Below are 22,473 nucleotides of genomic sequence, written 5' to 3' on the forward strand. Positions count from 1 at the left end.
CAACATGGATTTAACAGCACGAGTAGAGCAAGCTTTAGAAAGTATCAGACCATATCTGATAGCCGATGGGGGAAATGTAGCTATTGAAGAAATTACACCAGATAACATTGTAAAAGTTAAGTTGTTGGGTAACTGTGGTTCTTGTAAAATGAGCTTTATGACTATGAAAGCCGGAATTGAGCAGGCTATCATGAAAGATGTGCCCGAAATTAAAGGTGTAGAGTCTGTTGATTTAGCAGAACAAGCGTAAGAGAGCGTTAAAGAGCGTAACACTTTTAACACATTTTAACCAAATAGAAACTCCATAGCATATACATTTGTTATATTATTGTATTACAGATGAGATATTCGTTAGCCGTCATATTATTATTTTTTGTAAGCTCGGTTTTTGCACAAGATAAAACCCAGCAAAACAAATTGATTCAGTTCTCTGGTATTGTTACCGATGCTGATAGCAATATGGTTGTGCCCTATGTTACCATCACCAATTTGAGCAACAAGGGACAAAAGTACGCTGCAAATTATCAAGGCTTTTTCTCTTTTGTGGTAAACCCAGGCGATACGGTGATGTTTTCTGCCGTAGGCTTTACCAGCAAAACATTGGTTTTACCTAGAATTGTAGCCGATAACAAATACACGGCAATGGTTCAAATCAAATCAGAAATTGTTTACCTTAAAACAGTAAGGGTAAATCCTTGGGCTACCGTAGAAGAATTTAATAAAGATTTTCTCGCTTTAAAAGTAGCTGATGACGATATGGCTATTGCAAAGAAAAACCTCTCTCGTCAAAGTATAAATGGCATGAAACTAACATTACCAAGAGATGGTGGTGAGATTGCCAACTCCAACTATCGTTACAATTTCGATAGGATGATGAACGTGAATATGCGCCAAACCAATCCATTACTGAACCCATTTGCTTGGGGCAAGTTAATGCAGGAGATCTTTAACGGCGATAAAGCCAGAAGTTCGGAACAGTAAAATTATGAAAACAAAGCGCTCACTTTACATTACACTTTCTTTCTTGGTATTTATTCTAAGTTTTTATGCTTGTAAAAAAGACGAACCAATTGAAAAAAAATTAATTGGTACTTGGGAACTAAATAAAATTACTTTTCTAGAAACTAAAGTGTCTTACCCTTTAGACTCTTTTAGAAATTTACGCAACGTAAGCCTTACACTAAATAGTGACTTTTCTTTTAAGTCGACAGAGATAATTGACGCATTTTCATTTGGTCCTCTACTAAGTTCCGAAATCATAGAATCGTATGCGCCTAGAAATAGCAAAGCAAGGTTTTTACTTTATAAGTATTCACAAGACAATAGCATAGCTGATCTTAATTTTTCTATAGATAGAGATACATTGATTTTTACAGAAAAGAAAGGGACAGCAAATTACAGTTACGAACGAAATTACAAAAGGAAATTTAACCTAGTAACCAAAAACGAGTTAGAAGTGGATAGAGAAGACATTCTGATTGTCAACATCCATAACCGTAGTTACCCTTCAGAAAAGCTTAGATTTTCATTTAAAAGAAAGTAATTATTCTATCTACCGTCTATTTTGATATTTTTTCAAAATATTTTCACAACTCCGTGCAACAAAACTAATTCGTTTGCGACTATCATATAGTTAGCAACCAAAAAGCTGTGCGATTTAATTAATATCTTTAATTCATACAGTTTAAGAAATTAGTAGAAATAAGTTTTAACACCTTGCATCTGAGTATCTCTATAAACGAACAAGAATTGGTACAGCAATGTGTAGCCGGCGAAGAAAAAGGCTATGCCATGCTATACAACAAGTACGCAAAACGTATTTACCATGCAGTTTTTAGAGTGATGGGCAATAGTGCCGAAAGCGAAGATATTGTTCAGGAAGCCTTTTGTACTGCTTTCGAGCAAATTGACAGGTTAAAAAATCAAAACAATTTTGAAGGCTGGGTAAAACGGATCGCTATTAATCAGGCGATATCTGCTTTGAGAAAAAAGAAGATGGTTTTTGCAGACGATGGCCAACTAGAAGCAGTTGCTGATGAAGATGTAGATATGGACGAGGAGTTTCTGTTTCAATGTCAAGTAGATGATGTGAAGCGAGCCATACAAGAACTACCAGATGGTTACAGAACGATTGTGTCATTGCATCTATTTGAAGATATGGGACAAGAAGAGATAGGCCAAATGCTCGGTATTAACCACGCAACAGTACGCAGTCAATACCACAGAGCAAAGAAAAAAATTTTTATAGCATTAAAAGATAAAGCATACTATGGAACGTGATTTTTTTAAGCGATATGTAGATGAGCACAGAGATGCCTTCGAAAATGAAGCTTTGCCTCCAAACATGCTAGGCAATATTTTAAATAAGTTAGAGGAGCGCAAATCAGCTGAAGAGAACCTAAAAATTGAAATTGCGCCAAAGAGCCGTAAACTCAACTACACTTGGTTGGCTGTAGCGTGCTCATTGTTAATGGTAGCTGGTGCTTACTTGTTTCTTTCGCAAGAGAAAAATGAGTTGACCGCAATGCCTCCTCAAATCGTATCAAATAACAATACCAGTGTTGAACCAGCTCCAGTATTAGCATTGGAAGAAGTAGTAGAACCGCCGCAGCAAAAAACCATAAAAGCACAAAGAAACTTTGTTGCTCACAAACCAAAAGCAGAAGCGCACCAAGAGATATACGCAGGCTTGTCAGATAGCTCATCAGTTGCTAACAGAATGGAGGCAATTATTAAGGCAAGTGCGCTAGCATCGCTAAATGAAAAGATGAAAGCTGAGCTTTGCAAAACTTTTAGCGACGACAATAATGATAACGTGAGATTAGCGGCTTTAGAAGTTTTATCGAAATTTTCGAATGATAAATATATCCACGAACAACTGATGGCTGGTTTAAGTAGACAAAAAGATCCAATTGTACAGTTGGAACTGGTGAAGATAATGGGGAACAACAGCAGCCCAGAAGCTACAGATAAATTGATTGCGATGGCCAACAATCCATTTACAGTAGACGCTGTGAAAGAGCAAGTGCACTTTGCTCTATTAACAAACAATAATTAAACACACACAGATGAAACCTTATGTTTTTGAATCGTATAGCTTCATCGTCTTTTAAAAAATAAACAAACAGATGAAAAAAATAACTTTGATAGCTTCGGTATTACTTTTAATAGTTGCCCAAGCGTTTGCCCAAAAAGAATTTAAAATTGCTAAAAGTAGCGGAAAATTAGTAATTAACAATATCCCTAACTTAAAAGTAGAAGGCTACGACGGAAAGGAAATTATTTTTTCGGCAGCAGCCAAGAAAAGTGATAAAACAGAAGACCCAAGAGCGGCTGGTTTAAGCGCTCTGAGCAGCTCTGGTTTTGACAACACTGGCATTGGTATCAGCGTAACAGAAAAGGAAAGTATTGCTATTGTTTCCCCTGTAGAAAAAGATGTGAAGTTAACGGTGAAACTTCCTCAGGGTGTAGCATTATCTATTAAAACCTCGGGCTTTGCACACAGAGACTCAACAGTAATTGTACTGAATAATCTTAAAAGCGAAATAGATGGCTCTACGCAGTACGAGAATTTTAACTTAAACAATGTTACAGGGCCTATTAGTTTAAAAAGCCTTTATGGAAATATAGAAGGCAAGTTAACACCTTCGTTTAAAGGTCCAATTTCTTTGGTTTCGGTATATGGTTTTATAGATGTTACAGTACCAGATCAAGCAAAAGCCGACTTGACAATTAGTTCGCAGTACGAAAACCTTTACGCTGCTAAAGATCTTAAATTGGTAATGGACGAAAATCCAGTGAGGGTAGAAGGACAAAACATTCAAGTTTATACCGTTGATGGGTTTAGTACAAGCACCTCTACTAGCACCACTACATCTGCTAAATCTAAAGGTAAAACTGTTACTTCAACAAGCGAAAGCCCTGCCGTAGCTGTAGCAATGGCAGTACCTACACCTCCCAATCCAGAAAAACCAGCAGCCCCTAAAAAATCGGCTACCATAGTAGGCGATGGTGTATTCAATTTTGCTGCAAGTCCTTCTGTTTTTTCTTACGCATTTGGCGGAACTACCGTTAATGGAAAACTAAACGGCGGTGGAGAAAAGATTGTTCTTAAATCTACGTACGGTAAAATCTATTTACGGAAATAAAATCAAACAAACTATAATTTAAAGCCAGCATCTATTGATAGCTGGCTTTTTAATTTTATTGCAGCTTTATGCGAACATTTGCAGTTTTATTTTTATTTTAGTAAAATAACCAACTAAAAACCAGCATATGAAAAGACATTTACTTGCTATTTTTATCATTTTATGGCAAATTTCCGCATTCTCTCAAAACCCTAAGAAAGAGATGAGAGCTGCTTGGATATCTACTGTATTTGGAATAGATTGGCCCAGTTCTGGCGATTCTCCAGCAACTCAGCGAACTAAACTTACTAATATTTTAAATGGTTTAAAAGCATCTGGTATAAATACTGTTTACTTTCAAGTCAGAACAGTTGGTGATGCGCTATACAATAGTTCACTTGTACCTTGGTCACATTGGCTAACTGGTGTTTATGGTCAAAACCCTGGTTGGGATCCTTTAGCTTTTGCAATTGAAGAAAGCCATAAACATGGAATTGAGCTCCATGCTTGGCTAAATCCTTACAGAGCGGCAACCGCAGCAGCAAACATTAACAGCTACAGCGCGATACATAAGGCGAAAACTAATCCAAACTGGCTTTTGAGTGAGGTGAGCGGAACATCAACACTTCGTTATCTGAATCCGGCATTGGCTGATGTTAGAAATCATATAGATGCCGTGGTTAGAGAACTGGTTACAAATTACGACTTGGATGGTATCCATTTTGATGATTACTTTTACTATGCAGGTATCGGCACCCAAGATAATGCGCAATTTGCCAGCGACCCACGAGGTTTTACTAACCAAAGCAATTGGAGAAGAGACAATGTTACGCTACTGATACAGCAATTGAGCACGTCTATTAAATCTTTAAAACCTTGGGTTAAGTTTGGTATTTCGCCATCGGGAATTTATAGGAATTTTACGGTTCCAGGATCCAATCCCGCAATTACCACTACAGGCTCGCAACATTACGTTACCCAACACGCCGACACCAGAAAATGGATAACAGAAGGCACCATAGATTACCTAGTCCCGCAAGTGTATTGGGCGTTTAGCCAACCTACCGCAAATGCCAAATTTAATTATATAGTTGATGAATGGAATAGGCAGAATTTCACTCGCCATCTATACATAGGTTTAGGCACATATAGAGTAGATCCTGCAGATGGGAGTGCGTGGTCATCTACAATAGCCGGAACCGAAATCAAAAATCAAATTGACTACTTGAGAACTAATACTCCCAATGTGTTGGGTGCTGCTCATTTCACTAGCCATGATTTACTTTCTACCAAAACAGTAGTGAAAGATGCCATGGATTTGGTACGCATACAATATAACACACCTGCAATTATCCCAAGCATGAGCTGGATAGACAATGTTGCACCAGTAGAACCCACTAACTTAACGCCAAGTTTGGTAGCTGGCAAAACCAAACTAACTTGGACTGCACCTGCAGCTACCTCCGACGAATTGCAGAAAGTTGTAAGGTATGCGGTTTATCGTTCAACTTCTGCGACAATAGATTATAGCAACTCGGCCAATTTAATTGCTGTAATTTCTAGTAACGATGCAACTTACACCGACAATGCCGTTACGCCTGGGCAAGGAACTTCGTATTATTATGCTGTCACCTCCCTAGACAGAATTAGCAACGAAAGTGCAGCAAGCAATGTGGTTCCAGATGCGGTTACACTTCCTGTTAAGCTAATTAATTTCATTGCGAAGAAAGGTAACAACAGAATCAAGATTGAATGGTCTACTGCAACTGAAATGAATAGCGACTATTTTCTAATTGAAAAAGCTGGAGCTGATGGCGTATTTACTTATTTAGATAAACAAAGCTCGAGCTCTGAAAATACCACTACAGTTAAAAATTACGTAACTTTTGACATCAATCCTTTTAACGGAACAAATTACTATCGACTAACTCAATTCGATAAAAATGGTGAAGTAGCTAAGCCCTGGTTAACCTCCGTAGATTTCAATGAATTGATTATAGCTAACGCTACTGCGTTTCCCAACCCAACACAAAAAGATATTAATTTCAATCTGAATAATTTCCAAGGCAAGTCGATAAAAACAAAGTTGATTAATCTATATGGCCAGATAGTTCACGAAGAAGAGTTCAGTACACAAAACGGAAGCAGTAAGTATCAGCTTAATTTGAAGAATGATTTACCAAAAGGCCAATACATTCTAACCTTGTTCGACAATACATTTAAGAAGAACATAAAGCTGATTGTATTATAGACTTATGCAGTTTTTAAACGGCGAAGCCCTCAACTATTCCTTTGAGGACAACAAATTATAAAACTTCGTAAGTCTTTTAAACAGAAAGCCCCGAATTAATCGGGGCTTTCTGTTTATCTCTTCTTATTCTGTCTAGGGAATTTCATTTTGTAATCGCCTCTAATTTCTCCTTTAGAGATCTTATCTAGCTTGCCTTTTATTAACTGTTTACGCAATAAGTTAATTTTTTCGGTGAATAACTTACCTTCTATATGATCGTATTCATGCTGAATTACACGAGCTGCAAAACCAGTAACTTGTTCTTCGTGCTTTTGCCAGTTTTCATCATAATAACTGATCAAAACATTCGGCTTGCGGAACACCTCTTCTCTAATTTCTGGAATACTTAAACAACCTTCCGTAAAACCCCAAGGTTCGCCAGTTTCTTCTAAAATTTGAGCATTGATGAATACTTTTTTATAGCGAGGTTCGTCGTCATTATCTCCAGTATCTACTATGAATAAACGGATAGGTAAACCAATTTGCGGAGCCGCTAAGCCAACACCACTTGCATTGTACATGGTTTCCCACATATTTTCTATCAGCTCGTTAAGCTCTGGATAATTTTCGTCTATTGGCGTACAAACTTTCTTTAAAACTGGGTCGCCATAGGCTACAATTGATAGTTTCATCGGGTATTTTTAATCTTTTCTAATGGTCGATGAGCTATGATGGCTTTAGAAATTATTTTAAAATAGGTAAACCATCATGGTTCATGCTGCAAATTTAAGAAAATTGTTTGATTGCTTGATTGTTTAATTGTTGTAAACGAGTTTCAGAAAGGTTTTGCCAATGCTTAATCTATTGGGTTAAATAGTAGACTCGTCCATTTGCTTTCATCAAAAACTTCGTTGATGATGTTGCTCATATCCGAAACACTTACTTGGTGAATTTTCTGAAAAACGGTTTCCAAGCTATCTATTTGGTTATAATCTAGCAAGCTTTTTGCCATAGCGATGATTAAACCAATTCTGTTTTCTTCTCCTAGTGCAATTTGACCAATGAACTTACTCTGCGCCTTGTGCAATTGTACCTCTGTTAAAGGTTTTTGCTTCAGTTTATTCATTTCCTTGCGGATGAGTCGCAGTGCTTTCTGCGATTTTTCTTTATCTGTACCAAAGTAAATGGCAAAAATTCCCGTATCAGAAAGTGGGCTATAGGCAGATTCGATAGTATAAGCAATACCGTACTTTTCTCGTAATTGCAGATTTAAAATTGAACTCATTCCGTTGCCACCAAAAAGGTTATTCAAAAGCAATAAACCCGTTTTATAAGGATGATGTAAAGAATAAGTTTGCGTACCCATCATACAGTGACTTTGCGCAATTTGTTTATCTACAATTTGATGGGCTGAAGGATTAACAACTGGCACAATTCTACTGTTTGCGCTCGTGTTTTCAGGTACATCGCCATAGTACTTCTCTCCTATTTTAGCAAGCTTGTTAAAAGAGTAATTTCCAATAACTGCAATTACTATCTGATCTGTGCGGTATTTCTTTTTGATAAAAGATTGGATGTCTTTCTTGGATAATTTAGAAACAGTTTCTGGAGTTCCTAAAATATTTCTACCAAATTGATGGCCTCTAAAAAGGATGTCTTCAAAGTCGTCGTTAATAGCTTCTTCTGGCTGATCTAAATAAGATGAAATTTCATCTAGCACCACTCCTTTTTCCTTCTCCATTTCATCTTCGGGAAAGGTTGAGTGAAAAACGATATCATTAAAAAGCTCTAAAGTTCTATCTAAATAAGGATGAAGAAATGACGCATGAACGCAAGTATATTCTTTGGTAGTGTAAGCGTTTAAATCGGCACCAACACTTTCCAATCTGTTCAAAATTTGCGATGTATTACGCTTCTCGGTGCGTTTAAAAATTAAATGCTCGATGAAATGCGCCAAACCCATTTGCGCATCTTCTTCATCGCGGGAACCGGCATTAATTAAAATACAAGCATGCGAAATTGCCGAGGCAGCTGGAACATGCAAAATACGGATGCCGTTTTTAAGTGTATGAACGTTGTACTCCATTAAGCGGCAAAGATAAGTATTGTTTTGTTGTTAAAACGTTGAAATGTTGTGAATAGAATTTAACCACAAAAACACTAAGAACACCAAGCTTTTTTTATGGTGTAAATTAGTGTTACTGCAGTTTTAGAAGCTTGCCTTTGCGCAACTTCGCGAATACTTTGAAAAACTTTGCGTTAAAATTAGCCGCAAAGAAAAGGAAAGTTTCGCGAAGGGTGCAAAGGTTTTTCCCGCAATTTTTTTGGTTAATTAAACCCGATTGAAGCGAACACGTATCCCGATTTTATCGGGAGAAGTAAAGCGGAAAGCGGGACTATCGTACCCGAAGAACTACTGCAATTGCTTTTCAAATATTATAAAACAGCAACTAACTGCCTGCCACTTTGACCTATATTTTACTTTGGAACAAGCATTGATAAACAAGCGTATAAGCAAAAATTTAGATTAAGATATGACAACAGAAAAAGGAAATATTTCCATACACACAGAAAACATTTTCCCAATCATCAAGAAATTCCTGTATTCGGACAATGAGATCTTTTTAAGGGAACTAGTTTCTAATGCGGTTGACGCGGTGCAAAAGATTAAACGCTTAGGCGCTCTTGGTCAATTTAACGGCGAGGTTGGCGAACCTTTGGTAGAGGTAAAATTAGACGAGAAGGCAAAAACCATCACAATTAGTGATAATGGTTTGGGTATGACTGCCGAAGAAATTAAGAAATATATTAACCAAGTGGCTTTTTCGGGCGCTAGCGAGTTTGTTGAAAAGTTCAAAGATGCGAAAGATGCTAACGAGATTATCGGTAAGTTCGGTTTAGGTTTCTACTCGGCATTTATGGTTGCAGATTTAGTTGAAATTAACACTTTATCTTACCAAGAAGGCGCTGAAGCTGCAAAATGGACTTGCGATGGTAGTACTTCTTTCGAAATTTCGGAAGGTTCTAGAACTACTCGTGGCACCGATATTATTTTGCATGTTAACGCAGAAAGCGAAGAGTTTTTAAGCGAGCACAAACTGCAAGAAATTTTAGATAAATACGCTAAGTTTTTACCTGTGCCTATCAAATTTGGCACTAAAACAGACAGCGTAGAAGATGGTGTTGACGAGGAAGGCAAGCCGAAATATACATCGGTTGAGGTTGATAATATTGTAAATACTACTAACCCAATTTGGACCAAAGCACCTGCAGATTTGTCAGATGCTGATTACTTGGATTTTTACAAGCAATTATATCCGTTCTCTGATGATCCTTTGTTCTGGATCCACTTAAATGTTGATTATCCTTTTAACCTAACGGGAGTTTTATATTTCCCTAAGGTGAAGGAAGATTTCGACATGCAACGTAACAAAATCAAGTTATTCTCTCGTCAGGTTTTTATTACGGATGAGGTGAAGGATATTGTTCCTGAGTTTTTGATGTTGTTACACGGTGTAATTGATAGTCCAGATATTCCTTTGAACGTTTCTAGAAGTTTCTTGCAAGCGGATGGAAATGTGAAAAAAATTAACAACTATATCACTAAAAAAGTAGCTGATAAACTAAGCGAACTGTTTAAAGCAGACCGTAAAGGTTTTGAAGAAAAATGGGGCGATATTGGCTTGTTCGTGAAATACGGTATGATTAGCGAGGAGAAATTTTACGATAAAGCGAAAGATTTCGCCTTGTTAACCAACACTAAAAAAGAGGCTTTCACTTTTGAGGAGTACAAAGAAAAGGTAAGTGCTGTACAAACTGATAAAAACGGTAACGTAGTTTACTTATATGCTACAGATTTAGATAAACAAGATGGTTTTATCCAAGCGGCAGAGAAAAAAGGTTACGATGTATTGGTAATGAACTCTGCAATTGACAGTCACTTTGTAAGTAGTTTAGAGCAGAAGTTGGAGAAGACTTTATTGAAACGTGTAGACGCTTCGGTTGCTAACCAATTGATCGAGAAAGATGAGAAATTGGAGTCGGTATTGAGCGAAGAACAATCAACTACAGTTAAAGGTATTTTTGAGAAAGCGATTACTAAACCAGGTTATACCGTAGAAGTTGTTGGTTTAAATCCGGATGATGCGCCTGTTACCATAACAATGGACGAGTTTATGCGTAGAATGAAAGACATGGCTAAAATGGGCGGTGGAATGAGTTTCTATGGAAGCATGCCTGATAGTTACAAAGTAGCAATTAACGGAAACCATAAATTGGTAAGCAAAATTTTAGCATCGGCTGATGAAGCAGAGCAAAGCAAATTTGCCAAACAAGCAGTTGATTTAGCATTGTTATCTCAAGGCATGTTGACTGGTGCAGAATTAACTGCATTTGTAAGCCGCAGCGTTGAGTTGATATAACTAATAAAACAACATTAACATATAGCGTCATTTCGACTGAAGCGTAGCGAAATGGAGAAATCTCTCTAAAGACCTCTCCACTACAGTCGAGGTGACGCTTTTTTGATTTGTTTATTTAACCACCTTAGACACCTAAGTTCATCTAAGTATAAGTCTTTCTAAGTTTTCTTAGGTGCCTAAGGTGGTTCAAAATTTCAAAATATGAGAAGAAAATTTCCATTTGTACCAATTTTAATATTTGCATTGGTATTTCTATCAATTAATGGATATGCCCTGAGTGCATTAGCTCCAGTTATTGCTGCGCCATTTTTACCTTGGCTATGGCTTTTTCCAATTTTATTGTTAGTGGTATTTTCTTTTAGTTTAAGCAGACTTAGCGTAGACGGACAAACAAGTTTATTTAAAATTAGTGCACACACACTGCTGGTATACTTTGCTTCGCTACTCGTATTCGTGTTGACAGAGGTACTCACTGATGTCTATAGATTAGGAGCAGCTGGAATTAATTATCTCTCTGAAGGAAATTTCACATATCCCGAAAGACCTATAAACAGTGTTTATTTAGGAATTCTATTATCATTACTAATTATCATAGCTTTTGTCTATGGAATTTTGAAAGGCAAATACGCTTATCGTATCATTAAGCATACTTTGTATTTTGATGATTTACCAGATGCTTTCGATGGTTTTAAATTAGTGCAGATTTCAGACGTACACGCAGGCAGTTTGACCAATCCAAATGCGGTACAAAAAGGTATCGATATGATTAATCGTCAACAGGCAGATTTATTTGTTTTTACTGGAGATTTAGTAAATAATAAGGCAGAGGAAGTAAAACCTTACATCAATCATTTCTCGCAAATTAAAGCCCCATTTGGACAATTCTCTGTATTGGGCAACCACGATTATGGCGATTACATAAAATGGGAAAGCGACGCTGCGAAACGAGAAAACCTCCAACAACTAAAAAAGTACCATTCTGAAATTGGTTTTGAATTATTGTTGGATGAACATGCGACTTTGGAGAAAGGCGGCCAAAAAATCATTTTAGCTGGAATAGAAAACTGGGGCTTGGGCTTTGGCGAACGTGGTGATTTGGAAAAGGCTTTGCAAGGCACTACCAAAGACGAATTTAAAATCTTGTTGTCTCACGATCCAAGTCATTGGGAAACGCAGGTGAAAAACCATCCATCGAAAATACACCTTAGCTTAGCTGGGCATACCCACGGAATGCAATTCGGTATAGAAGCTTTTGGTTTAAAATGGAGCCCTGTCCAATTTAGGTACAAACATTGGGCTGGCGTTAAAGAAGAAAATGGAAGATTCTTGAACGTAAATAGAGGTTTTGGTTTCATTGGTTTTTCTGGCAGGGTTGGAATTTGGCCAGAAATCACGGTAATTGAGCTTAAAAAACAAGAACTAAGTCGCTAAAAATCAATCTCAAACAAAAAACATTTAAAAACTTGTAGCGTTCTTAATAGGATTAACGTATTAGATGTGTGAGTTAATGGCAATGTGCCGTATTGTTTAAATATTTTTATATATCATCATGAGATTTTTTTTAAAACACAAAGCTATCGCTGCTGCGTTAACGTTCTCAGTGTTTTCTTTAGGCTTGGTTTCTTGTTCTAAAATGGACAACAATTATGAGCCAATTCAAGTATCTGGATTAAACATTATCCAAGCTTCTCCCACTACCGAGCTGTTAGATGTTTTCGTAGGAAACGACAGAGCAAATGGCTCAACAGATTTCGAATTTGGAAATAAAATTGGTTATCTAAGTGCTTTCTCTGGCAACAGAACATTTAACGTAACTAAGAAAAACAATCTGACTTCATTAAAAAGTTTACAATACACCTTGAAGCCAAACTTAGGTTATTCACTTTTTGTAGTTAACAAACTAGAGAATATAGAGCTTTTAATGCTCGACGATAATTTAGAAAAACCAGCAACAGGAAAAGCAAAAATTCGTTTCGTGAATTTGAGCCCAGATGGCGGTTCTTTGAGCTTAAATGTAAATGGTGCTGCAACAGATCTAGCTACCAACAAAGCGTTTAAAGAATTTAGCACTTTTGAACCTGTTGACGCGACAGAAAGTACAACACTTAATATCAAAAATGCTACTAGCGGAGTTGTAGAAACTACGCTTACCAATGTTAAACTTGAAGACGGTAAAATTTATACAGTTTATGCAAAGGGTTTAAAAGCAAACACTGACGATACTAGATTTTCTGCTAAGTTATTCGTTCACAGTAGCGGAAATTAATACTCCCAAACACACAATACTCTGTCGCCATTGCGATTTTAGGAGGGACTTAAAATGTCTAAGCAACAAAAGTTTCTTCTATCGCAGTGGCGGCTTTTTTTTATTTTAAAATACTGTATATCAAATGAATAAAACAACATAAAACACCTTGGTTGTAAGAATATAAAATAGAAAAACTTAATAGATAACTTAGACTTAACATCAAAATCTAAAAAACATGAAAAAAAAATTAATCTTAGGTCTAACTGCGATTGGGCTTACCTCAGTGTTATCTTCCTTTACAGAAAGTAAATCAAAAACCGAAGTAGAAACTAAATTAAATCTCGCCGTTGCAAATACGGTAGAAACATTTTACGAAATTCCAATATCCATTTTTAGCCCTGTTACGTTTTACGAAACATTTTGTGCTTGGCCGAATACTAATTGTTTAAAAACAGTTGTTATAGTTCCTTCAAATCCTACAGAGAATAAAAATGCTTCGAATAAGTCAGATGATTATATTTATGAAGTTAGAAAAGAAAGAGAGATTTCCTCAAAAGCTCTAGCAGAAACATTTCAAGCACTTGATAAATTTCCAGAGCTTAAATCTAGATTACTGGCTCATTCAACTATTAAGACAAAAATTGTTACTGATTATAAAACAAGAATAATGTTTTTAAAAAGCTATAAAATAGAGAATGGTGAAGAACAAGTTGTTTTTGCCTCTCCAGTAGCTGAAAGTTATCTAGAAATTTACGACAGCTTATGATTAATAGGAACCTTCTCATATTAATTTCTTTCCTGTTTGGGTGTAAAAACCCCAAACAGGAAACTTCTTTTAAGGTCGTAAAAAACATTAAACTCAATGTTACGTACCAAGACATAAATAATAAAATTGGATTTGGAACATACAACAATGGTGTGAGTTCTGGTTTTTATTTCTTGAATCAAAGTAATGAAGTGCTTTTCTTTGAAAATGGTATCGAGAAAATGAAAAAACAAATTTTATCCGAGCCAATGCCATTAGATGGGATAACTTATGATTCCGCAAAAGATGACTTATATTGGACCATTTCAAACAAAGTCTTTTGTTTAAACTCTTCTAATCTTTTAACTCAGATTTTATTTAATGCACCCAATGGCTATGTTTTAGAATCATTAAGCTCTGATATACAACCAAAGGCAATTAATGGATTTATTAATTTGAATATAGTAGATCCAATCCCAGTAGCGAATACAAAAACAGGCTACTCATTATACTGCAAAAACCCATCATTTATAAATGGCACGATTTCAAACGGGAAAATGGAAAATGTACGTTTACTAGGTGAGTTTCCTGAGAACTATAGGTTAGGAAAAAACTACAATAACTACTTTTGTAACATTGAAACAGACGGAGAGAACATTTTAGCTAGTTATGCAGCAAATGACAGCGTATTTGTTTATGGAAAAAAAAATGTTGAACCTAAAAAATATTACCTGGGTTCCGAAAACATTAAACATGAAATAGAACAAATATCTTTTGATGATTTGCTTATTAACTCTAAGATAAGCAAATACATTAGAAATGAGGCGAAATACATTAAAGCAATGTATGACCCTTACAACAAGCAATATTTGAGAATATATCAGTTAAAAAATACTGAAACAAAAATGACTGTTGCTAAATGGGGTATATCTTTTTATCGTGAAGACTTTACTTTCATCAGAGATATTGTCTTCGATAGTAGTCAATACATTTATTTGCTAGTATCGCCATCAGAAAAAGGATTAATTGTAACCAAAGCTCTTAAAGATTACAGGAATGATAAAATCGAAATGGATATACTTAGTTTTAATTAACATAATCTTATTAAGTTCATTCTACGCTTATCGAAATAATAAACTTAAAATAGATACCCCTCCTATAAAACGGAAATATCTAAATTGGGTAAATAAAAATTTTAATGAAACTGCCGACCATATCTTTTTAATTCCACGTAAAGGTTGTTCTGGATGTATGGCAAAAAGCCTTTCTTTCTTATTAGAAAAACTTCCAGCTAAAAAATCCAATTCTTCCATTCTAATTATTAGCTCTAACATTGACACTTATAATTTGTTAAAGAAATATCATGCTCCAAATTTAGAAATCATATTTGACAAAGAATTTTTATTAGACAACCAATTTGATATAGACATTTCTAATATGACATACATTAATTTAGTTGCGAAAGATGATAAAATCATTTTTGACGGCCCAAGTTTCAATCTCGATTCTATAAGATTAAACTAAGCTATAGTGAATAGAGTAACTAAAAAATTATGGAATCTTGCCCAAGATTACATCTTATAACGAAGCTTTGTTAAAATTTCCTAAAAACTAAAAAGCTTGACAACTAAACATTAAGTTTGTTTTTAGAAATACAAAACTCTTGAAGAATTTATCTTTCTTACCGCTCTTTCTACTACTTCTTTTTGGAGGATTGACTTCATTTGCGCAAAACAAAAAAATTAACGGCAAGGTTACAGATACCGCTGGTGTTGCCATTTCTGATGTCACCATTTTAGTAATTGATCAAAAAGACACTTTACGCACTAAAACAGACGCTGATGGCTTGTTTAATTTCAGCAAAATAAAAAGTGAAAATTTCAAGCTTGATGTAAGTATAATGGGCTATTACACTTTCCAGCAGAGCTATAGTTTTGGCAAAAAGAAGAATTTAGACGTTGGGGTTATTAGCCTAAAACTAGCGAGCAACATGCTAAAGGAAGTGGTTATTAAATCGAAGCCAAACCCTATACGCATTATGCAAGACACTGTAGAATACAACGCCGCAGCTTACCAAGTTTTTGATGGAGATAATGTAGCTGATTTAATTAAGCAGTTTTCAGGAATTGAAGTTGACGATGAGTACAACGTGAAGTCGATGGGGCAAAACGTAGTTAAATTGCGGGTAAACGGAAAAGATTTTTTCACTAACGATGTAAAGGAGTTTATTGCTACTTTACCTGCCGGAATTGTTTCAAAAATTCAAATTATAGATGATTATGGTGACCAAGCCAATTTTACAGGATTGAAGATTGGGGAACCGCAAAAACTGATCAACATTGTAACGAAACCCGGCATGGACAGAGGAAAATTCGGCAGCCTTGCTATTAACGCTGGGTCGAACGATCAGATTGGCTCTAAAAACAGAATGAACCTTTGGAAAAGCGATAAACAGACTGGTTTAGGTTTAAATTATACAACACAAAATAACGGAGCTGGAGATAGTAAGAATGCTAACTTTTCAATTAATCACAGAGATAAAATTGGAAAAACGGGTAGTATTGGTTTCAATTACAACACCAACCAAAACAGCAATGCTTTTACCAGAGAACAAGCTGTAGAAACTTTGAGTGATCTGGGTACCTATTTCAATAATTCACAAAATAACGGCAACTCAAAAAATGGCAGACATGGTTTTAGCACCGACATTAACCATCGTAATAAAATTTGGTTCTTAAACGGATCTTTAAATGCTGGCTTTGGCAGAAACAATAACAACAATTTTTCAATCAATAACCAAAGTGGTGTAACCAAACAAGATTTTAGAAACGTAAGTGACAACAATGGTAATTCGGCAAACATAGATGCTAACTTTAGTTTATCAAAGAAATTAAAGAACGTCCGCAATAATTTCTCCACCAATTTTGGCTTTTCAATTAATAACCAAAATTCTGCTCAGCTCGTAAACACCAACACACTTTACTACAACCAGCAAGATCAAACCTTATTAAAAGACTCTGTGCTGAACCGTAATATCGACAACGATAACCGATCGCAGAATTTTTCGTTTAGCACTGCTTACTCTGCAGCTATAAGTAAGGTTACCGATACCGTTAACCGAAGACACGTCAACTTCAATTATTCCCTTTCGTTAAACAACTCTTTCAATCGCTCTGCCACAAGTGTGCTAAGCAACCTAACCAACGAGTACCGCTTTGTAGATTCGCTAAGTTCTGAGCTCAAATCTTTGTTCATTACGCAATCAATGGGTGTAAGCTACAGTCAAAACAGTAAAAAGACCAGACTAACCGTAGGTTTTAATGCTCGGCCTAACATCTTACAAAACAACTACATCAACCTAGGGCGAAAGATAAATAACAACACTTTAAATTATTCGCCCACTATCAATTACAACAAGACGTTGAAGAAAGGCAAAACATTAACGTTAGGATATTCTGGCAGTAACAATAGTCCAACACCAGCTCAGTTACAACCTATCCGAAATACGCAAAATCTACAAAACATTATTATTGGAAATCCAGATCTGAAGCCTTCTTTTCAGCATAGGTTAAATGCCAACTACAATTATATCCAAGAAAAATCGGGGGCTTCTATGTTCGCTTCAGCAAATTTTTCTACTACACAAAACGAAATAGTAAATAACATGGTTTTATTGGCCGATACCCTGGGTGCTTTTAGGCAGGAAACCCGCTACGAAAACACCAATGGCACCTACAACCTTAGCGGAAATTACAATATCAGCATTCCTATTAAAAAGAAGGTTTTCACTTTGGGCTACAACGGGACTATTGGCGTATCAAACAGAGCGTTATTTATCAATAATGTACGCTATTTTAATAGTGGACTAAACTTTTCGCAACAAATTTCTGGCAATTTAAATTTTAAGAAAGCCCATCTTAGCGCTAGGGCTGGTTATAATCAAGTAAATAACAATAACGTACAAAACTTGCAAAGCAACTACATCAGCCTTGGAAACTATGATATAGGCAGCCTAAACCCAGGCTATGTTTTGCCATCATTTAATCCCGGGCAATTTACAACTACGCAGTTTTTTGTTACAAGAACCTTTAACTCTAGTTTAAATGGTAGAGCAACAATCAAAAACTTTAACATCAGTGGCAATGCCGAATATTCTTACAGCTCAAACTCAAATAGTAGTTTGCAAGGTGGAAATCGGGATTTACAGAACTTATCATTTTCGTTAAACGGAAGTGCTTTCATCAAAAAAACGTATAGGATAAGTTTTAACGGCTCGAAAAGAATTAGTACTGGATTTGCCGTTGCCAATCAAAACCCACTGCTATTGGGTGTAAGTTTCAGCAGGAATTTCCTAAAAAACAAATCGCTAAGCTTAACCGCTAGTGCAAGCGACTTGCTAAATCAAGGCAATATGGTCTTCAGGCAGGTATCGGGTAATTCAGTTATTGATTCTAGAAACAATGTAATTACCAGAGTTTTCTCTTTCGGTTTAAGCTACAATGTCTCTAAATTTGGTGCAAGGGGTACTACTTTCCGTGTAGATCCAGATTTTTGATGTATACCACATGGTTTTTCAAAACAAAACATGGAATGAAAAATTTGAAACTTCATCACCAATAAAAGCAAAAATAAACGGATGAAAAAAATTTCGATCTTACTCATTTTAAGCCTAAGCTATTTTTTATGTTTCGGCAACACAGATACTGTATTGGTTAAAAAACATCTTAAAAACATCTCCAAAACTGCTGGCTATCGTAATCCAGAAAACCTTGTCCAACTTAATGCTATTGCGGCATACATTAAAAAAGATTTTTCTACATACAGCAGCAATGTATCTTATCAGGAGTACAAAGTAGATGGAAAAACTTATAAGAATGTAATTTGTTCATTTGGCATCGAAAATAAACAGCGCATCATTGTTGGTGCCCATTACGATGTTTGTGGAGACCAAGAAGGTGCCGATGATAATGCAAGCGGCGTGGTTGGTTTACTAGAATTGGCCTGTCAACTGAAAGGTAAAAAACTAAATAAGAGAATTGATTTGGTGGCTTACACTTTGGAAGAACCGCCCTATTTTAGAACAGAACAAATGGGAAGTTATGTTCATGCCAAGTCGTTAAAAGACAATAAAATTGATGTTTTGGGAATGATTTCTATAGAGATGATTGGCTATTTTAGCGATAAAGAAAATAGCCAAAATTATCCAGTAGCAGAGATGTCTAAATTGTACGGCAATAAAGGAGATTATATCACACTAGTTTCTACCTCTAACAAAGGAAAATTTGTAGAAGACTTCAGTCAGCGTTTCAAACAGTCTAAATCTGTAAAAACCGAAGAGTTTAATGCGCCAAGGGCATTACCAGGCATCGATTTTTCAGATCATTAAAATTACTGGAATTTTGGTTACAGCGCAATGATGATTACCGATACATCGTTCTATAGAAATAAGAATTACCACAAGAAAACGGACAAGATGGAAACGCTAGACATCCGCCGTATGGCAAAAGTTATTGATGGTATTTATTTAGCTTTGCTAGATTTGACGAAATAAGGATGAACAAAAAGAACTTAACAAAATACATTTCCAACGGGATTTTCATCCTCATTTTAGGATTGATTTTATTCGTGCCATCTGCAAAGGCATTGGTGATACAAGGTTTAATAAAAATTGGTTTGTTTAATCCTGATGTTACAACCGAACAAGTGGCTGCAAACCCAAGTTTAGATTTACGCTTTAAAGACAGACAAGGAAAAATTGTTACGTTGAACGATTTGAAGGGAAAAGTTGTCTTCCTCAATTTTTGGGCTACTTGGTGTCCGCCATGTTTAGCAGAAATGCCATCTATCAACAAGCTTTATGAGCAACATAAGAATAACAAGGATGTGATTTTCATTATGGTTGATGCTGATAGTAATTTAGAAAAATCACAGGGTTACATGAATGCTAGAAAGTATAGCATGCCGGTTTATCAGATGGCGAGCAGTGTTCCAGAGCAGATCTTTGCTGGGTCTTTGCCAACCACAGTGGTTTTCGATAAGCAAGGTCGTGTATCGTTTAAGCACGAAGGAGCAGCGAATTATAATAGTAAGAAGTTTGTGGAATTTATGGAGAAGTTGCGGAAGAGCACGAAGTAGAATTGAAACATTAATAGTAGTACTAATCGACTATCATATCAACTAGCTAGAAACTCCTCGTAAGTTTTCCTATCCATCATCTCCGCACCCAAACTTAACAAATGCTCATTAGGCAGCTGGCAATCTATTAACTCAAAATCTGTTTGCTGACAAAGAAAAATCAGTGCTACTTTAGAGGCATTACTTAGTAAACTAAACATACTTTCGCCGCAAAACACTTTGCCAATGGCGATACCGTACAATCCGCCAACCAGCTCGTTAGCTTTCCAAACTTCCAAGCTGTGCGCATAACCTAATTGATGTAAATTGATGTAAGCATCTTGCATTTCTTTGGTAATCCACGTTCCTGGCTGATCTTTACGTGGTGTTTTTGCACAGTTGGCAATCACCTTTTCGAATGCCTGATTTGCAGTTACTTTAAAACCTGCATTTTTCAGCACCTGCTTCATACTTTTGGTAATCTTAATCTTATCAGGATAAATTACACAACGTTCGTGCGGCGAATACCAACAGATGGGGTCGCCTTCGCTAAACCAAGGGAAAATACCGTACTCGTAGGCAAGAATTAATCGCTCTGCGCTGAGGTCACCGCCAATAGCAAGCAAACCATCTTCGTCGGCTAATTCCGGGTTAGGGAATACAATTTCATCATCAGGCAACCTAAAAACCATGCTCAAAAATACAGAACAGATATTTAGGTTGCCATAAAAATTAATCTTTACGCTTTAGCACATAATATTTTAAAATGGTATCATCGCGAAGCGTTACACCATAGGCCGTAAATAATTCATAACCATAAGCCTTCATTTTATTTACGAAATCGAGCGCCGAGTTAAACTCCATGTTTTTCCCATTTTCATCTTTCACGAGCGATGCCTGTCGCTCGTTGATTACTCGCTGGCCATATTCAAGTTGAACGAGCACTTTGCTTCCAAAATCTTGTTTGAAAGCACGAAGTTCCAAAACTGGTTCTTTTAACTCCGATAATTTAACTCCATTAATGGTTTGAGCTGAAACTTTGCCATAAGCAAAGCAGGCGAGCATTGCCGCCAATAAGATGGTTCTTTTCATTTGTGTAAGGTTTAAATTGTGTGTATAAAACCTTAAACACTAACAATGCCAAAAGAAATCTAGCTAAGTAACAAAATCGATGAATACTAAATTTAGGGTAATTTAGTAAACACCATTAATAATGTTTCGTTCTGATACAGATACAATCTTTTACCAGAGATGTTTCCAGCAGTTACCTTTTCTAAATCTGCGTAATATTTATTCTCAGCATCGCCTACGGCTTCACAATACATTTTGGTGCCAAAAATTTTGCTAAATTGTATTGCATTGCCATTAATTACAGCGCTACCGCCATAGCTATTGCAGAAAGATTTACCGCCAATTTTATTTCCGCTACTTATATTCAAAGTAGCTTTAGCTTCGTTAGGCAATGTTTTGCCAGGCCAACGTACAAGCTCCCATTTGCTGTCACTTTGCTTAATAGTGCTTAAATCTTTGGTACAAGCTTGCATAGTAAAAACTACAAATAGTGCTAGAATGATTTTTTTCATAATTAAGTAATTAGGCCTATTTTTTTGGAGTGAGCAATTGCATCTTCGCTATGTACAAAAATACAGGTACTAATGTTTTTCTCCTCTAATTTATTCAATATTTCTTGTGTTGCGAGTAATTTAGACTTTCTCACGTTTCTAATATAAACAGCAATAACATTTTTACCATATTTTTCAGCTATTTTATAATAGATTTCGGGATCCATTTGTGAATTATCGCCCAAGAAAACAAATTTCTGATTAGGGAAAGCGTCAATAATCCGCATAATTCGTAGTAGTTTTCCTTCATGCCCGGTCTTTCCTGTCTTCATCAAATCTTTCCATCTTTTTAACTGATTTAACAAAAACGTACCTTCTGGAAATCCGTTGAAACGAAAAGTCTCTACCAAATAATCGTACAAATTCCACTCGCTGCTCGATACGTAGAAAAAAGGATTTGGCTGTTCTGATTTTGTATGTGCCTTAGCCAACAATTCGTAATGATACCTTGTAGATTGAAAAGTTTTCCTAGTCCGTGGATTTTTCAACAAAAGCTCCTTCAATCTTTTAGCTATGGTTTTAGAATGCGACACCATAATTGTATCATCAATATCAGAAATAAAGGCATACTGCGTAATGTGCGGAACGTAAATAGAACCTTGAGAATTTGCAAGTTCCTTTCCATTTTCATCAAAAGCAATCACATCCACACTGTGCCAACCAGCGTCTACATTATCAACAGCATCCCATTCAAACTTAAAGAAACCATCATAGGCAGCGTTAGTATAAACGGTTTTTCCATTAAAAGTTAGCTGCACTTTTGCAAAGGCATAAGGCTTTAGTACAAACAACTTAAAAACGTGCATCAGATTAACAAAAAGGCCATTCTTAAAGCGCTGCTTTGTTTTTGCTCTATACTTAAAAACATGTCCATAGACTACTAAATTATGGGTGTGCCCATAGCCATGATATACTTTTACTTCGGCAGTTTTTTTTGACATATAATTTTAAAACAGATTAATACAA

23 protein-coding genes are annotated in these 22,473 nt (G+C 36.1%); 16 read left to right on the plus strand and 7 right to left on the minus strand.

Annotation, left to right across the window (positions count from 1 at the left end; all coding sequences use genetic code 11):
* Positions 1-4 precede the first annotated feature (4 nt).
* The 7 genes from AC23ME_RS00545 (at position 5) to AC23ME_RS00575 (ending at position 6,378) form a co-directional block, all read left to right on the plus strand.
* A complete protein-coding gene (locus tag AC23ME_RS00545; protein ID WP_487725799.1) occupies positions 5-250 on the plus strand; it encodes a NifU family protein in 246 nt (81 codons plus the stop codon).
* Between the two features lie 89 nt (positions 251-339).
* On the plus strand, positions 340-981 hold the full coding sequence (locus AC23ME_RS00550; RefSeq protein ID WP_487725800.1) for a peptidase associated/transthyretin-like domain-containing protein: 642 nt from the start codon (positions 340-342) through the stop codon (positions 979-981).
* A 4-nt stretch (positions 982-985) separates the two neighbouring features.
* Positions 986-1,543, plus strand: coding sequence for a hypothetical protein (locus AC23ME_RS00555; RefSeq protein WP_487725801.1), 558 nt, complete (start codon positions 986-988; stop codon positions 1,541-1,543).
* 173 nt (positions 1,544-1,716) lie between these two features.
* Entirely contained in the window at positions 1,717-2,280 is a 564-nt protein-coding gene (locus AC23ME_RS00560; RefSeq protein WP_487725802.1) for an RNA polymerase sigma factor, read from the plus strand.
* Complete coding sequence (locus tag AC23ME_RS00565; protein ID WP_487725803.1) at positions 2,270-3,058, plus strand: HEAT repeat domain-containing protein; 789 nt, start codon at positions 2,270-2,272, stop codon at positions 3,056-3,058. The genes AC23ME_RS00560 and AC23ME_RS00565 overlap by 11 nt, the downstream gene beginning before the upstream one ends.
* 70 nt (positions 3,059-3,128) lie before the next feature.
* On the plus strand, positions 3,129-4,148 hold the full coding sequence (locus AC23ME_RS00570; protein ID WP_487725804.1) for a hypothetical protein: 1,020 nt from the start codon (positions 3,129-3,131) through the stop codon (positions 4,146-4,148).
* 127 nt (positions 4,149-4,275) lie between these two features.
* Positions 4,276-6,378 carry a family 10 glycosylhydrolase gene (locus tag AC23ME_RS00575; protein ID WP_487725805.1) on the plus strand — a complete coding sequence of 701 codons (2,103 nt, stop codon included), beginning with the start codon at positions 4,276-4,278 and terminating at the stop codon, positions 6,376-6,378.
* Positions 6,379-6,491: 113 nt separating this feature from the next.
* Here the strand turns inward: AC23ME_RS00575 and def are convergent, their stop codons facing one another.
* Complete coding sequence (def, locus tag AC23ME_RS00580) at positions 6,492-7,049, minus strand: peptide deformylase (RefSeq protein WP_487725806.1); 558 nt, start codon at positions 7,047-7,049, stop codon at positions 6,492-6,494.
* A 164-nt stretch (positions 7,050-7,213) separates the two neighbouring features.
* Complete coding sequence (locus AC23ME_RS00585) at positions 7,214-8,443, minus strand: M16 family metallopeptidase (protein ID WP_487725807.1); 1,230 nt, start codon at positions 8,441-8,443, stop codon at positions 7,214-7,216.
* Between the two features lie 448 nt (positions 8,444-8,891).
* On the opposite strand from AC23ME_RS00585, the gene htpG reads away from it, so the two are divergent.
* The 5 genes from htpG to AC23ME_RS00610 all read left to right on the plus strand — a co-directional run bounded on the left by htpG (position 8,892) and on the right by AC23ME_RS00610 (position 14,865).
* Positions 8,892-10,778, plus strand: a complete 1,887-nt coding sequence (gene htpG, locus AC23ME_RS00590; protein ID WP_487725808.1) for a molecular chaperone HtpG — start codon at positions 8,892-8,894, stop codon at positions 10,776-10,778.
* A gap of 201 nt (positions 10,779-10,979) precedes the next feature.
* On the plus strand, positions 10,980-12,209 hold the full coding sequence (locus tag AC23ME_RS00595; RefSeq protein ID WP_487725809.1) for a metallophosphoesterase: 1,230 nt from the start codon (positions 10,980-10,982) through the stop codon (positions 12,207-12,209).
* Positions 12,210-12,327: 118 nt separating this feature from the next.
* A complete protein-coding gene (locus tag AC23ME_RS00600; RefSeq protein WP_487725810.1) occupies positions 12,328-13,044 on the plus strand; it encodes a DUF4397 domain-containing protein in 717 nt (238 codons plus the stop codon).
* 217 nt (positions 13,045-13,261) lie between these two features.
* Positions 13,262-13,792, plus strand: a complete 531-nt coding sequence (locus tag AC23ME_RS00605; protein ID WP_487725811.1) for a hypothetical protein — start codon at positions 13,262-13,264, stop codon at positions 13,790-13,792.
* The gene (locus AC23ME_RS00610) at positions 13,789-14,865 is read left to right on the plus strand and encodes a hypothetical protein (protein ID WP_487725812.1); all 1,077 of its coding nucleotides are present in this window, start codon (positions 13,789-13,791) and stop codon (positions 14,863-14,865) included. Before AC23ME_RS00605 ends, AC23ME_RS00610 begins: the two co-directional genes overlap by 4 nt.
* A gap of 27 nt (positions 14,866-14,892) precedes the next feature.
* Here the strand turns inward: AC23ME_RS00610 and AC23ME_RS00615 are convergent, their stop codons facing one another.
* A complete protein-coding gene (locus AC23ME_RS00615) occupies positions 14,893-15,105 on the minus strand; it encodes a hypothetical protein (protein WP_487725813.1) in 213 nt (70 codons plus the stop codon).
* A 329-nt stretch (positions 15,106-15,434) separates the two neighbouring features.
* Here AC23ME_RS00615 and AC23ME_RS00620 point away from each other — a divergent pair, with 329 nt between their 5' ends.
* The 4 genes from AC23ME_RS00620 to AC23ME_RS00635 all read left to right on the plus strand — a co-directional run bounded on the left by AC23ME_RS00620 (position 15,435) and on the right by AC23ME_RS00635 (position 19,906).
* On the plus strand, positions 15,435-18,326 hold the full coding sequence (locus tag AC23ME_RS00620; protein ID WP_487725814.1) for an outer membrane beta-barrel protein: 2,892 nt from the start codon (positions 15,435-15,437) through the stop codon (positions 18,324-18,326).
* An 81-nt stretch (positions 18,327-18,407) separates the two neighbouring features.
* A complete protein-coding gene (locus tag AC23ME_RS00625) occupies positions 18,408-19,157 on the plus strand; it encodes a M28 family peptidase (RefSeq protein ID WP_487725815.1) in 750 nt (249 codons plus the stop codon).
* A 27-nt stretch (positions 19,158-19,184) separates the two neighbouring features.
* Positions 19,185-19,322 (plus strand): hypothetical protein, encoded by a 138-nt coding sequence (locus AC23ME_RS00630; RefSeq protein ID WP_487725816.1) that lies wholly within the window; start codon positions 19,185-19,187, stop codon positions 19,320-19,322.
* A gap of 2 nt (positions 19,323-19,324) precedes the next feature.
* Positions 19,325-19,906, plus strand: a complete 582-nt coding sequence (locus AC23ME_RS00635) for a TlpA family protein disulfide reductase (protein ID WP_487725817.1) — start codon at positions 19,325-19,327, stop codon at positions 19,904-19,906.
* Between the two features lie 38 nt (positions 19,907-19,944).
* Here the strand turns inward: AC23ME_RS00635 and aat are convergent, their stop codons facing one another.
* From aat to AC23ME_RS00655, 4 genes are all read right to left on the minus strand, one after another.
* On the minus strand, positions 19,945-20,577 hold the full coding sequence (aat, locus tag AC23ME_RS00640; RefSeq protein WP_487725818.1) for a leucyl/phenylalanyl-tRNA--protein transferase: 633 nt from the start codon (positions 20,575-20,577) through the stop codon (positions 19,945-19,947).
* 40 nt (positions 20,578-20,617) lie between these two features.
* Positions 20,618-20,977, minus strand: coding sequence for a hypothetical protein (locus AC23ME_RS00645; protein ID WP_487725819.1), 360 nt, complete (start codon positions 20,975-20,977; stop codon positions 20,618-20,620).
* A gap of 92 nt (positions 20,978-21,069) precedes the next feature.
* Positions 21,070-21,468: an META domain-containing protein gene (locus AC23ME_RS00650; protein WP_487725820.1), complete on the minus strand. Its 399-nt coding sequence runs from the start codon at positions 21,466-21,468 to the stop codon at positions 21,070-21,072.
* A gap of 2 nt (positions 21,469-21,470) precedes the next feature.
* A complete protein-coding gene (locus AC23ME_RS00655; RefSeq protein ID WP_487725821.1) occupies positions 21,471-22,448 on the minus strand; it encodes an App1 family protein phosphatidate phosphatase in 978 nt (325 codons plus the stop codon).
* Positions 22,449-22,473 lie beyond the last annotated feature (25 nt).

The sequence above is a fragment of the Pedobacter sp. T50_32 genome (genome assembly GCF_057652195.1).